Source organism: Pseudomonas sp. TWP3-2, from assembly GCF_049897765.1.
Classification (GTDB): Bacteria; Pseudomonadota; Gammaproteobacteria; order Pseudomonadales; family Pseudomonadaceae; genus Aquipseudomonas.
Genome location: NZ_JAFCWW010000008.1, coordinates 49,050 through 62,435, shown reverse-complemented (window position 1 = coordinate 62,435; position 13,386 = coordinate 49,050). Strand labels below are relative to the sequence as shown.

The 13,386-nt window shown below is 59.2% G+C and carries 11 protein-coding genes; 6 read left to right on the top strand and 5 right to left on the bottom strand.

Annotated elements, in window-relative coordinates; genetic code table 11:
* Positions 1 to 126: 126 nt before the first annotated feature.
* Entirely contained in the window at positions 127 to 1,791 is a 1,665-nt protein-coding gene (gene ettA, locus ACP7EE_RS14040) for an energy-dependent translational throttle protein EttA (RefSeq protein ID WP_187679258.1), read from the top strand.
* A gap of 362 nt (positions 1,792 to 2,153) precedes the next feature.
* The gene (gdhA, locus tag ACP7EE_RS14035) at positions 2,154 to 3,491 is read left to right on the top strand and encodes an NADP-specific glutamate dehydrogenase (RefSeq protein ID WP_426234941.1); all 1,338 of its coding nucleotides are present in this window, start codon (positions 2,154 to 2,156) and stop codon (positions 3,489 to 3,491) included.
* On the opposite strand, the gene ACP7EE_RS14030 is transcribed toward gdhA, so the two are convergent.
* The 4 genes from ACP7EE_RS14030 to ACP7EE_RS14015 form a co-directional block, all read right to left on the bottom strand.
* Complete coding sequence (locus ACP7EE_RS14030) at positions 3,488 to 3,982, bottom strand: GreA/GreB family elongation factor (RefSeq protein ID WP_426234940.1); 495 nt, start codon at positions 3,980 to 3,982, stop codon at positions 3,488 to 3,490. The two genes, gdhA and ACP7EE_RS14030, sit on opposite strands and share 4 nt — an antisense overlap.
* A 70-nt stretch (positions 3,983 to 4,052) precedes the next feature.
* Positions 4,053 to 4,409 (bottom strand): hypothetical protein, encoded by a 357-nt coding sequence (locus ACP7EE_RS14025; RefSeq protein WP_426204572.1) that lies wholly within the window; start codon positions 4,407 to 4,409, stop codon positions 4,053 to 4,055.
* A gap of 84 nt (positions 4,410 to 4,493) precedes the next feature.
* Positions 4,494 to 6,347: a DUF4105 domain-containing protein gene (locus ACP7EE_RS14020; RefSeq protein ID WP_426234939.1), complete on the bottom strand. Its 1,854-nt coding sequence runs from the start codon at positions 6,345 to 6,347 to the stop codon at positions 4,494 to 4,496.
* A 94-nt stretch (positions 6,348 to 6,441) separates the two neighbouring features.
* A complete protein-coding gene (locus ACP7EE_RS14015; protein WP_420648457.1) occupies positions 6,442 to 6,930 on the bottom strand; it encodes a DUF3015 domain-containing protein in 489 nt (162 codons plus the stop codon).
* 279 nt (positions 6,931 to 7,209) lie between these two features.
* Between ACP7EE_RS14015 and ACP7EE_RS14010 the strand changes: the two genes are divergently transcribed.
* On the top strand, positions 7,210 to 9,648 hold the full coding sequence (locus ACP7EE_RS14010) for a Lon protease family protein (protein WP_426234938.1): 2,439 nt from the start codon (positions 7,210 to 7,212) through the stop codon (positions 9,646 to 9,648).
* A 312-nt stretch (positions 9,649 to 9,960) separates the two neighbouring features.
* Complete coding sequence (locus tag ACP7EE_RS14005) at positions 9,961 to 10,290, top strand: hypothetical protein (RefSeq protein WP_420648455.1); 330 nt, start codon at positions 9,961 to 9,963, stop codon at positions 10,288 to 10,290.
* Between the two features lie 6 nt (positions 10,291 to 10,296).
* Here the strand turns inward: ACP7EE_RS14005 and ACP7EE_RS14000 are convergent, their stop codons facing one another.
* On the bottom strand, positions 10,297 to 12,126 hold the full coding sequence (locus tag ACP7EE_RS14000; RefSeq protein ID WP_426234937.1) for a hypothetical protein: 1,830 nt from the start codon (positions 12,124 to 12,126) through the stop codon (positions 10,297 to 10,299).
* 160 nt (positions 12,127 to 12,286) lie between these two features.
* Between ACP7EE_RS14000 and ACP7EE_RS13995 the strand changes: the two genes are divergently transcribed.
* Together ACP7EE_RS13995 and ACP7EE_RS13990 are read left to right on the top strand one after the other, a co-directional pair.
* Positions 12,287 to 12,775 (top strand): TIGR00645 family protein, encoded by a 489-nt coding sequence (locus ACP7EE_RS13995; protein WP_420648453.1) that lies wholly within the window; start codon positions 12,287 to 12,289, stop codon positions 12,773 to 12,775.
* Between the two features lie 185 nt (positions 12,776 to 12,960).
* Positions 12,961 to 13,266, top strand: a complete 306-nt coding sequence (locus ACP7EE_RS13990) for a DUF6482 family protein (RefSeq protein WP_426204564.1) — start codon at positions 12,961 to 12,963, stop codon at positions 13,264 to 13,266.
* Positions 13,267 to 13,386 lie beyond the last annotated feature (120 nt).

The following is a 13,386-nucleotide window of genomic DNA, read 5'->3' as shown; positions in this document are numbered from 1 at the left end:
TCCAGCTCCTAGAATCAGACTTTTTCAGCGCGCACGCATTGATGACCATCAAGTGAACGACGCGCACGGTCTGGCCGGGCTTCGCCTGCGCTCCATCATTCATCTGTCACTGACCCAAGGTTCTCCATGGCTCAATACGTATTCACCATGCATCGGCTGGGCAAAGTTGTTCCGCCGAAGCGGGAAATCCTGAAAAACATTTCTCTGTCGTTCTTCCCGGGCGCCAAGATCGGCGTGCTCGGCCTCAACGGTTCGGGTAAATCCACGCTGCTGAAAATCATGGCTGGCGTCGATACCGAGTTTGAGGGCGAAGCGCGTCCGATGCCGGACCTGAACATCGGCTATCTGCCGCAAGAGCCGCAACTTGACCCGACCAAGACCGTGCGTGAAGTGGTCGAGGAAGCGGTCAGCGTGATCAAGAACGCCCAGGCGCGCCTGGACGAGGTCTACGCGGCTTACGCTGAAGAAGATGCCGACTTCGACAAACTGGCTGCCGAACAGGCCAAGCTCGAAGCGATCCTGCAAGCCAGCGACGGTCACAACCTGGATCGTCAACTGGAAGTCGCCGCCGACGCACTGCGTCTGCCGGCGTGGGACGCCAAGGTCGAATTCCTCTCCGGTGGTGAGAAGCGTCGTGTGGCCCTGTGCCGTCTGCTGCTGTCCGCTCCGGACATGCTGCTGCTCGACGAACCAACCAACCACCTGGACGCTGATTCCGTTGCCTGGCTGGAGCACTTCCTGCACGACTTCCCGGGCACCGTGGTCGCGATCACGCACGACCGGTACTTCCTCGACAACGTCGCTGGCTGGATCCTGGAGCTCGACCGCGGCGCCGGTATTCCGTACGAAGGCAACTACTCTGGTTGGCTGGAAGCCAAGTCCGATCGTCTGGCCGCTGAATCCAAGCAGCAGTCGGCGCATGAAAAAGCCATGAAGGAAGAACTGGAGTGGGTGCGCAAAGGCGCCAAGGCCCGCCAGTCGAAATCCAAGGCTCGTCTGCAACGCTTCGAAGAAATGCAATCGCAGGAATTCCAGAAGCGTTCGGAAACCAACGAGATCTACATCCCGGCCGGTCCGCGCCTGGGCGACAAGGTCATCGAGTTCAAGAACGTCACCAAGGGCTACGGCGATCGCGTGTTGATCGACAACCTGTCGTTCTCCATGCCTAAAGGCGCCATCGTTGGCGTGATCGGCGGTAACGGCGCCGGTAAATCGACCCTGTTCCGCATGCTGATGGGCAAGGAAACGCCAGACTCGGGCAGCATCGAAGTCGGCGAAACCGTGCAGCTCGCCTGTGTGGATCAGAGCCGCGAAGACCTCGACGGCAGCAAGACTGTGTTCCAGCAGATTTCCGATGGTTCGGATCAGATCCGCATCGGCAACTACGAGATCCCGTCGCGCACCTACGTCGGTCGCTTCAACTTCAAGGGCGGCGATCAGCAGAAGTTCGTCAAGGACCTGTCCGGTGGTGAGCGCGGCCGCTTGCACCTGGCGCTGACCCTGAAGGAGGGTGGCAACGTCCTGCTGCTCGACGAACCGTCCAACGACCTCGACGTGGAAACCCTGCGTTCGCTGGAAGAAGCCCTGCTGGACTTCCCGGGCGCTGCCATTGTGATCTCTCACGATCGGTGGTTCCTTGACCGCGTCGCGACCCACATCCTGGCGTACGAAGACGACTCGCAAGCGATCTTCTTCGAAGGTAACTACACCGAGTACGAAGCTGACCGCAAAAAACGCCTCGGCGAAGCAGCGGCCCAGCCACACCGGGTACGTCACAAGAAACTGGCCTGATATCGGGTTGGTTGCATGAAAAAACGGAGCCTTGGTGGCTCCGTTTTTTTTGCGCGTTTTTTCAGGGGTACCGAGGTGGATTCATCGCTGGCAAGCCAGCTCCCATATGATTTGCGTTGTGCCCGGATTGTGTGAACACCACGAAAACTGTGGGAGCTGGCTTGCCAGCGATGACGGCATAACTGCCAGTGCATAACCCAAATTCAATCTCACCATTCAAGGTGCAAAACAGCCTGTTTTATATCCTGTGCACCATTTGATTTCATATATGCGACATTTCAAGCTGTTCCTGTGTGCAATTGGTTTGTTACAGTCCGGCTCAATCTCTTCCAACGACAACAAATTTGCCGAGACTCTTGCCCATGATCGAATCCGTCGAATCCTTCCTTGCTCGCCTCAAACAGCGCGACCCGGATCAACCCGAATTTCATCAGGCGGTCGAAGAAGTCCTGCGTAGCTTGTGGCCATTTCTCGAAGCCAATCCGCACTATCTGACCTCGGGGATTCTCGAGCGCATCTGCGAGCCGGAGCGCGCCGTGGTGTTTCGCGTGTCGTGGGTCGACGATCAGGGCAAGGTCCAGGTCAATCGCGGTTTCCGTATTCAGATGAACAGCGCCATCGGCCCGTACAAGGGCGGTTTGCGTTTCCATCCTTCGGTGAACATGGGCGTGTTGAAATTCCTCGCCTTCGAGCAGACCTTCAAGAACTCGCTGACCTCCCTGCCCATGGGCGGCGGCAAGGGCGGTTCGGACTTCGATCCGAAGGGCAAAAGTGACGCCGAAGTCATGCGTTTCTGCCAGGCGTTCATGAGCGAGTTGTACCGGCACATCGGCGCTGACGTTGATGTGCCGGCCGGCGATATCGGCGTCGGCGCGCGCGAGATCGGTTTTCTGTTCGGTCAATACAAACGCCTGAGCAACCAGTTCACCAGCGTTCTTACCGGCAAGGGCATGACCTACGGCGGCAGCCTGATCCGCCCGGAAGCCACCGGTTTCGGCTGCGTGTATTTCGCTGAAGAAATGCTCAAGCGTCGCGGGCAAACCGTTGAAGGCAAACGCGTGGCGATCTCCGGTTCCGGCAACGTCGCGCAATACGCCGCGCGCAAAGTGATGGATCTGGGTGGCAAGGTGATTTCCCTGTCCGACTCCGAAGGCACGCTGTACTGCGAGGCCGGGCTGAGTGAAGAACAGTGGCTGGCGCTGCTGGAACTGAAAAACGTCAAACGCGGACGCATCAGCGAATTGGCAGTGGCGTTCGGTCTGGAATTCCGCGCCGGTCAGTTGCCATGGTCGCTGGCGTGCGACATCGCACTACCGTGCGCCACGCAAAACGAGCTCGACGGCGAATCCGCCCGCACCTTGCTGCGCAACGGCTGCGTATGCGTAGCGGAAGGCGCGAATATGCCGACCACGCTCGAGGCTGTGGATATCTTTATCGAGGCCGGGATTTTGTTCGCGCCGGGCAAGGCATCGAATGCTGGCGGCGTGGCAGTCAGCGGCCTGGAGATGTCGCAGAACGCCATGCGTCTGCTGTGGACGGCGGGCGAGGTGGACAGCAAGTTGCACGCGATCATGCAGTCGATCCACCATGCTTGTGTGCATTACGGCGAAGAGAACGGACGGGTCAACTACGTCAAAGGTGCGAACATCGCCGGCTTCGTCAAAGTCGCCGATGCGATGCTCGCTCAGGGCGTGGTTTAAGCCGATTCGATGCGGATCACTTCAATCAGTTGATCGCCGGCCGGACGTTGCCACAGCACTTCGTCGTTGAGTTGTGCCCCGAGCAATGCCCGACCGAGCGGTGACCCCCAGTTGATCAAGCCATTGCCGGCGTCGGCCTGATCTTCACCGACCAGTTGCACGCGGTGTTGGTTGTTGTGCTCGTCGGCGTAAGTCACCCAACTGCCGATCTGGACTTTGCCGGTCGAGGTGGCGGCGGCCACCACTTGCGCGCTGCTCAGGCGTTGGTTGAAGTAGCGCAAATCCCGTTCCAGATCGGCTTGGCGTTGCTTGTCGGCCTGCTCGCCTTTGGCCGATTGTGCGGCGTATTCGGTTTGCAGTTCGGCAACCTTGTCCTGCAACTGCTGCAGACCTTGCGGTGTGACGTAATTGGGTTGCGCACTGACCAGCCGTTCGACCGGCTGATCGGCTTGTGCGGCGGCGGAGTCTTCGTTGACGAATGCGCGGCTCATGGTGTCCTCCCGTTATAAAGCTTGGGCCATGATCGCGGGGCATTGGTTTCACTGGATGTCCGGGAGCGACTCACTGCGAGCGATAAGCGCGACCGGCGCCCTGGTCTTTCTGTTGCTGCCAGGCGCGTTCGCGTTCGTCGAAGTGGCTGTTGCGATAGTCGTCGCGATCCTTGTTTTCGAGCATCGCCTGGCATTGGCGAAAGCCGTCGGTCCAGCCTTCGGCGTATTGCTTGTCCTTGAGATAGCGCGGCACGTTCTTGCGAAACTCGCCGCTGATCGAACCGGCGGCTTGTCGGCCGCTGATGCAACCGTCATCGAAACCGTCGGCGAAGGCTGGTGGATAACCTTTGGCAATCAAGTCTTCATGGGTGGACTGGCATCCGCCCAGCAACAGCACAACCCCCAGCAAACCTGCGCACCGCCACATCTCACTCTCCCGAGCCGTTTTGCGGCTTACAGGGAGAGTCTAGAAGTGGATTCGTCGATGGGGTGTGAAAGAAAGATCAAAAGATCAGTAGTGATACCACTTCACTTCAAGCATGACTTCCGTTTCAGGGCTGGCGACGTGGCTGAATTCGCGCTGCGCACTCAGGCGCAGACCGAGGTTGCGCGACAATTCCCACTGCTGATTCAGACTCAGGCTACGGCGCACTTCGCCGTTGGTGAAGTAATCACCCTTGGCCTCCAGACTCAGATTGCCCAGCGGGTTTTTCCACAGCACGCCGCTGTTGAAACCAGCGGCCGGGGCGATGAACCCGGCGAAGTCGTTGTTGTGCTCGATGCGCACCGTGCCGAGGGCGAAGCCCAGTACATCTTCGCCAAGCTGCCAGGTGCCGCCAGCGCCACCGTTGACGTGGCTGACCAGATTTTCATCATCATGCTTGCCCGGCACTCGTTCGAGGCCACCGGTGACTTGCCATGACAGCGGCTGCAACAGCTCATTGCGCGGAGTCAGCGAGCGAATGGTCGCCAGATCCAGTTGCTGCACCTGCCAGTCGTTGCCTTCGTACTGACGCAGTTTCAGCTGGAGGATTTCGATCTGCGCGCCGAGCGGGAAGCTTTCGGCGTTGTCGTTGAGATCGTGATAGGCCATGCGCAAACCGTACTCGCCGAACGCGCGGTCGCCACGGGTGCCGATGCCGGCCTGCCAGGTGCGTGACTCGTGGCCGTCCTCGGGCAGACCGGGTTGCGGAATTTGCAGCTCCGGCGGCGGATTCTTGTTGATCGCCCGCAGCAATTCGAAACTGCGCTGCGCCCGTTGCGGATCACGTTCCTGGCCGTTGGCGCGGTAGCGTTCCAACCGATACGCCGCGTCGATAATCAACGCCTGACGTGCGCGGGGCAGGGCTTTGAATGCAGGGTCTTGCAGCTGTTGTTGATCGGCGCTGACCTTCAGCACCCAGTCTTGCTCTTCACTGCTCAACGGTTCGGCGCGGCTGAGCAATTCACGCTCGCGCGACGGACGATACTCGATGCTTTCTACCAGCCCGGCTTCCTTCACCGCTTTGACGGTGTCAGTGGGAATCGCGGTCATCGGGAATTGCTCGGTCAGGCGCAAACTCGGACGCGCCACTTGCAGCAGTTCGAGCAGGCGATACGAGCAGTTTTCGTCGAAGAAGAAATAGTCGAACTGGATCTGTTTCAACTCCCACACATGCTCGACCATCCGTGCGGTTTCGGCTTGAGTCAGATTCAGTCGGTATTCCCACAGATCGCGGTTTTCCAGGCTGCGGTACTCGGAGAGTTTCTCCTGATACGGCACCAGCGCGAACAATCCCGGATAGCCGCCCATCAAGCCTTTCCAGGCATACAGAATGCTGTTGTCCGAGCCTTCGATGTAGGCGCCGAAGTTGATCGCGTAACTCAGCAGCGACGTCTTGTCGCTCTGCACATCGGCCTGATCGATGCGTAGCAGGGTATGGCCGAACATCGACGAAGGGCTGTTGAGATAGGCTGCCGGGAAGATCATCACCGCGCTGTGCGGCGAGACGTCTTTGAACCATTTCTTGAATTCGGCGCAATCGGGCGCAGGCAGATCGGTCAGCTTGAGTTGATCTTTCAACCAGCGCGTACGTGCCGGGTAGACGCATTGTGCATGCTGTTCGCCAGTGCTGGCTGGAGCGTACAACGCCTGCACGGTGGCCGCGAGTTCATGATCGGGATGTTCGTTGCCATCAGGTGCGAGAAAGAATTTCTTGTCGCTGACATAGCTGCGCCAGCCGCCAAGCTTGGCGGTTTCGTAGTGACCGAGGGAAATCCAGAAGCGGTCGTTGGCCAGTTGCTGCAAACGTTGAGGATCGATGTGCGGCGCGGCGGACAGCGGGGCGCAGACACACAGCGCCAGCCAGGCAAGGCGTTTGAGCATAAGTGGCAACTTAAGTCGAAAAGAAATAAAGCCCAAAGAGGGGCGGGCCGAAAAAACAAAACCCGCTTCCCGAAGGAAGCGGGCGGGGTCGAGCTTAAGCCTGAGTTGCGTACTTGGCCAGACGTGCGTCTGACTTCAGAACGGACAGGGTGTTGGTATGCACGTCTTCGGCGGTCACGTCAGCCTTGCTGAAGATCTGCTGGAAGTGCTCGTGAGTCACGGCAGCGAAATGCGCGCGATCTTCCGGCGCCACGCCCAGTACCACGGCATAAGTCGTCAGCGCTTCGCCGTTGCCTTTGGCCATGTCTTCGGACAGCTCGTTCATCATGCCATTCATGGCAATCCAGGATTTGCCGCCATAGGTCAGCGACGCGTTGGTCGAGCAACCGTTGGTGCCGGAGGTCATACCAAACGTTGCGTTACCGGATGTGCCGTTGGTGGTGGATGCCAGGAAGTGAGCCGGGGTGCCACGCTGACCTTCGAACAGCATGTTGCCCCAACCGCAATCCGGGCCGCCTGGCGCTTGAGCCATGGCGTTGAGGGATACAACGGTGAAGAGAGTACCGAGAAGAATCCGTTTCATAGCTTTGTTCTCTTTATGTGCATACCAATGGACAGGGGTTCTGGCGCCTTACGGTGCCAGTGGGCCGGTTATTAGTTCCAGCCGCGCAGTTTGGAGTTTAGGCACATTCCGAGGGTTCCGTGATTTTTTGCACAATATTTGGAATAAACACTGGTTTCCCGAGGCCGGACCTCGGGTTAGCCTGTTGTCTATGCTTAGTCGTGTGGCGCGCCTTGCCAGTGGGGTACGGGCGGCGCCAGAATGCCGCTATCTGCCCCGCCTGATTGTTAAGGAAGCCCGATGCCTGATCCTGTTGCTGCCAGCTTGCGTCTAGCGCCCGAAGCGCTGACCCGTCCGTTTTCCGCTGAACAGTTCAGCTTCACTACCACCAATGATCTGGAGCCCTTTCGCGGTGTGCTCGGCCAGGAACGCGCGGTCGAAGCTTTGCAGTTCGGTGTGGCCATGCCACGCCCCGGTTACAACGTGTTCGTCATGGGCGAGCCCGGCACCGGCCGGTTCTCGTTCGTCAAACGCTACCTGAAAGCCGAAGGCAAACGCCTGCAAACCCCGGCGGACTGGGTTTACGTGAACAATTTCGACGAGCCGCGCGAGCCGCGCGCGCTCGAATTGCCAGCCGGCACTGCCGGTGCGTTCATCGCTGATATCAACGGTCTTATCGATAACTTGCTGGCGACGTTTCCGGCGGTGTTCGAGCATCCGTCCTACCAGCAAAAGAAAAGCGCCATCGACCGCGCTTTCAATCAGCGCTACGACAAGGCGCTGGACATCATCGAGCGTCTGGCGCTGGAAAAAGACGTCGCGCTGTACCGCGACAGCAGCAACATCGCGTTCACGCCGATGCTCGACGGCAAGGCGCTGGACGAAGCCGAATTCGCCCAGTTGCCGGAAGTCGACCGCGAGCGTTTCCACGACGACATTTCCTGGCTGGAAGAACGCCTGAACGAAGAACTCGCGAGCCTGCCGCAGTGGAAGCGCGAGTCGAGCAATCAACTGCGTCACCTCAACGAAGAAACCATCACCTTGGCCTTGCAGCCACTGCTCGCGCCGCTCTCGGAAAAGTACGCCGAGAACGCTGCCGTGTGCGGTTATCTGCAAGCGGTGCAGGTCTATCTGCTGAAAACCGTGGTCGAGCAACTGGTCGACGACAGCAAGACCGACGCGGTCGCGCGCAAGCTGCTGGAAGAGCAATACGCCCCGAGTCTGGTGGTCGGTCACCCGTCCAGCGGCGGTGCGCCGGTGGTGTTCGAGCCGCATCCGACCTACGAAAATCTTTTCGGACGCATCGAATACGCCACCGATCAGGGCGCGCTCTACACCACGTATCGCCAGTTGCGTCCGGGTGCGCTGCATCGCGCCAACGGTGGTTTTCTGATCCTTGAAGCGGAGAAGATGCTCGGCGAGCCGTTCGTGTGGGATGCGCTCAAACGCGCCCTGCAATCGCGCAAGCTGAAAATGGAATCGCCGCTGGGCGAGATGGGACGGTTCGCCACCATGACCCTCAGCCCGCAGTTCATTCCGTTGAACGTCAAAGTCATCATCATCGGGGCGCGGTCGCTGTATTACACGCTGCAAGACCTCGATCCGGACTTCCAGGAGATGTTTCGCGTTCTGGTGGACTTCGACGAAGACATTCCGATGGTCGACGAAAGCCTCGAGCAATTCGCCCAGTTGCTGAAAACCCGCACTTCGGAAGAAGGTATGGCGCCGCTGACCGCCGATGCGGTGGCGCGTCTGGCGACTTACAGCGCACGGCTGGCCGAGCATCAGGGGCGGTTGTCGGCGCGTATCGGCGATCTGTTTCAACTGGTCAGCGAGGCGGATTTCATCCGGCATCTGGCCAACGATGAAATGACCGATGCCGGCCACATCGAACGCGCGTTGAAGGCCAAGGCCACGCGCACCGGTCGCGTGTCGGCGCGGATTCTCGACGACATGCTCGCCGGGATTATCCTGATCGACACCGATGGCGCAGCGGTCGGCAAGTGCAACGGGCTGACCGTGCTGGAAGTCGGCGACTCGGCGTTTGGTGTGCCGGCGCGGATTTCCGCCACGGTGTATCCGGGCGGCAGCGGCATTGTCGACATCGAGCGCGAGGTTAACCTGGGCCAGCCGATTCACTCCAAAGGCGTGATGATTCTGACCGGGTATCTGGGCAGCCGTTACGCGCAGGAATTCCCGCTGGCGATCTCCGCGAGCATCGCGCTGGAGCAATCCTACGGTTACGTGGACGGCGACAGCGCGTCGCTGGGCGAGGCGTGCACGCTGATTTCGGCGTTGTCGAAAACCCCGCTCAAGCAGTGCTTCGCGATCACCGGTTCGATCAACCAGTTCGGCGAAGTGCAGGCGGTTGGCGGGGTCAACGAGAAGATTGAAGGTTTCTTCCGTCTCTGCGAGGCACGCGGGCTGACCGGCGAGCAGGGCGCGATCATTCCGCAGGCCAACGTTGCGACGCTGATGCTCGATGAGAAAGTGCTGGCGGCGGTGCGTGCCGGGCAGTTCCACGTTTACGCCGTGCGTCAGGCCGACGAGGCGCTGAGCCTGTTGGTCGGCGAGCCGGCGGGTGCGCCGAATGAGGATGGCGAGTTTCCTGAAGGCAGCGTCAACGCGCGGGTGGTGGAGCGCTTGCGGGTAATTGCCGAGATGATCAGCGAAGAGGATCTGAAAGAAGCCGAGAAAGAGCTGGCGCTGGAGGCACTGGCCGAAGCAAAACCTGCGTAACCCATTCGCACCGCAAAACACTGTGGGAGCGGGCTTGCCCGCGATGACTGAGTGTCAGTTGACTGAAATGTTGACTGACACGACGCCATCGCGGGCAAGCCCGCTCCCACAGTTACTTGGATTGCATGTCGAGAAAAGTGCCATCACTCTGGCGCCAATATTCACACAATGACCATTCGGCGCCTTCTGGTTCCGTCCGGCTTGCGAGGCGAACTTTTCTTCTATTCTCAGCTCAAGGATAAGGACAGGATCAGTGGATCGAAACAGCTCTTCAGCAAGGGCTGAATAACGACTTTACCGAGGGTCGCCGCCATGTCGCGCAACCTCTGTCTCACCCGTCAGTGCCTGGGTCTTGTGACCCGTATCGAATGCGCCATCAAGCCGTTGGCCGGTGATAACGGCATGTGGACGCTGCTCTTCGCCGCCGGCATGGCCGGTGAACAACCTTCCGCCATCAAGGCTCAAGGCCCGTTTCATGGGCCGATCGCCGCCGAATCAATCCTCGACACCATCGTTGAAAGCCTGACGATGCACGGCTACGAGCTGGCCAGCGATCCGCAGATCTGGTCGTTGCATCTGCAAGCGCAACTGCGCCAGATCAACGGTGGGCGCGGGCGTCCTGTTGGCGTTTTCGACCACTAGGCATGATCACGGCGCAGCACTCTGGGTCTGCGCCTTGTCGAGTTTGACCTCAAAGCCGTATGGCACGGTGGCGAGGTCGGTGCGCTGGTAGGTTTCGACGTGAGTGGGGCGCCCATAGAAGTAATGCACGCCGAACACCGCCGGACCTTCTGCGCTCGCGTCGTGGCTGACCGAAAGAATCTGCTTGAGGTAGTTGCCACTGGCGTCTTTGACGAAGAATCGCCATTCATCGGCGGGGAAGGTCTTCAAATCCACCACCAACGTGTTGTTCCTGACCTCCAGGCCCTTGGGCAGGGACTTGGCGTCGAACGACTGCTTGGCAACCTTCGCCAGGAACAACGGGATCGAACCGACGGCAATCGCCGGGGTTTCCGGGAACAGGTTCAGGTCGTAGGTGATGGTCGCTTGCAGCGGATCGACCTGATACGCCTCGGGCGGCAGCTCAATCGGCTCATCAAGTTTGCCGCCGCGTTTTTCGGTGAAGAACGTTACCGGACTGACGCCGGGACTCAGGTCATCACCGAGCAATTCGTCATTGAAGGTTTTACGGTGATCGAACTCGATGCGCGCCGCGCTGGGATCTTCCACCGACTGGCGGATATGCACACTGGCTTTCAACTGATCTTCGGTGAGGCTGGCGCCTTTGAGCCAGTTCACCGCCCGATCGTCATAGGCGGTGATTGGCAGATCGAGCGGCTGCACGGCTTTGGCTGTGGTGTGCGCGTCAAATTCGCGGATCGGCAGATCAAGGGTTTTGCGCGTTACCGTCGCTTCTGAGAAATCCAGCACGCTGACTTCAAGACTCTCGACCGGGCCATTGAAATAGACCTTGTTGTAGCGGCGCGGATGCTGCTGTTCGAAGGCGTGTTGCTCGTCGTTCAGCTGTTTTTCCAGGGTGTCACTCCAGGTCGTTGCCTGTTGCAACTGCGCCAGTTGTTTCTGGTAGAACGCAACTTGCGCCGGGCTTTCGTTGATCGAACCGGCACGCACCAGATACTGGCCAGTGCTGTCGCGCGCCTGGACGATCAGCGGGTTGAGCGGGGTTTCGCGGACCTCCTCGGCGAGCGGCGAGCTGTTGCTGAATTCGACTTCGGCGTAGTTCTTCTCAAGTTTGAGCAGGGTGACGCTGAGGTTGTCATCGGTGCGGGTCTGGCCGATGTCGTTCTTGCTCAGGTTGAAAGTGTGCAGGCGCTTCGGCGCTATGACTTCAACCTGGCCTTGCAGGCTGACCGGTTGCGGCTGTTTGTCCTTGTCCCGGTCCAGACCGTCGATGAACGGGTAAGTCACGGTCAGGTCATCGGGGTTGGTCACATTCGAGCTGGATGGGCTGAGCTGGATTCCGGGGTCGGTTTCCGACCATTCCGGCTGGAAGGCGATCACGCGTTTGTCGCTCAGGGTCACCGACTTCCATTCCACGCCATGCGGGAACAGGAAGCCGCCGGGAATGTTCAGGTTGAAGGGGAACACCGGTTGCAGGTCGGTCAGGTAGTCGGAACTGGAATCCTTGTGCAGCACAAACAGACCGTTGATGAAGGTATCGACCAGTACCTGCGGCGAAGGGTAGTGCTTGAGCACGCCGAGGGCGTCTTCGCCGTATTCGGTTGTCGCCGGTTTATCGTCGAGCCGTTGCTGCGCACGTTCGAGCAACAGCAGCGAGCCGCCGAGCTCGGTGACGGCGTCCTTGAGCTTGGGGTCGCTGATGGTATCCAGCGATTGTTCGAACTGTGCAGTCTTCTGTTCGAGAGTCTGCGGGTGTTTCTCGTCGTCGGGCGAGCAGCCACCGAGGAGCAGGGCCAGGCAAATTGCGGTCGTCGCTAATGGTAATCGCACATGCATTTCCAGTTGTCCTGTCCACTGTCGCCGGGCTGGCAATGTTTTCGACACTAGCAGAAAACCTTTGATACATACGCGTGGGCGGAGGTATTTCGGGCTATTTCTGGCTGTCATTAGGGGCTGATATACTCGCGGCCATTTCCAGCCCCTTGTGTGAGTAACGATGGAACGCTTTATTGAAAATGCAATGTACGCTTCGCGCTGGCTGCTGGCGCCGATCTACTTCGGTCTGTCACTGGGATTGCTGGCGCTGGCGCTGAAATTCTTCCAGGAAGTGTTCCACGTTATCCCCAATGTTTTCGCGATGGCCGAGTCGGATCTGATTCTGGTGCTGCTGTCGCTGATCGACATGGCGCTGGTTGGCGGCCTGTTGGTGATGGTGATGATTTCCGGCTACGAGAACTTCGTCTCTGAACTGGACATCGACGAGGGCAAGGAGAAGCTCAGCTGGCTGGGCACCATGGACTCGTCGTCGCTGAAAATGAAAGTCGCGGCATCCATCGTGGCGATCTCTTCGATTCACTTGCTGCGGATCTTCATGGACGCCAAGAATGTCGATCCCGAGCATCTGAAGTGGTACGTGATCATCCACATGACTTTCGTGGTTTCGGCTTGCGCCATGGGTTATCTGGACAAGATCACCAAGCACTGATTTGTATTGCGTCAAATATCTGTGGCGAGGGAGCTTGCTCCCGCTGGATCGCGTAGCGATCCCTTCAACGCGAAGCCGCCCGTCTGTTGCGAAACAGACGGGCGGCTTCGTTTGTGGGTTGTACTTTTGCGCGCCGAGGCATATCCCTGTAAGAGTCCAGTCTCGCCACTGCGTGGGGTGTGTCCATGAATCTGCAAGAGTTGAATGCGTTTGCCGTCGCCGGGAAGGTCCAGGAGTTGAATCTGATCTCACTGGAGGGCGGGATTTATCTGCTTGAGGCACGGATGCATGGAGCGGCGTATCCGCTCAGCGATCCCAAGGGGCAGATGCTCAAACTGCGCTCGGTCGAACATGCGCGGGACGTATTGCACACCTTTCCGGTATTGCCGCTTAACCTGGTGCACACCTCGGTGCACGATGAAATGTGCGGGCTCGGCGCCAGCGCCGAGGAAAGCCTGAAAGTACCGATCGCCTGGCGTTCAGCACTGTAGATCTGCCCCGCTGATCAATGCCGGAGCATCTGTGCTAGTCTGCTCGCCCTTTTGGTTCCGGGCGCGCCGGGACGCGCTGTGCACGCACGGCATGTCTTGCGGCCGTCCGCACAGCGGAGC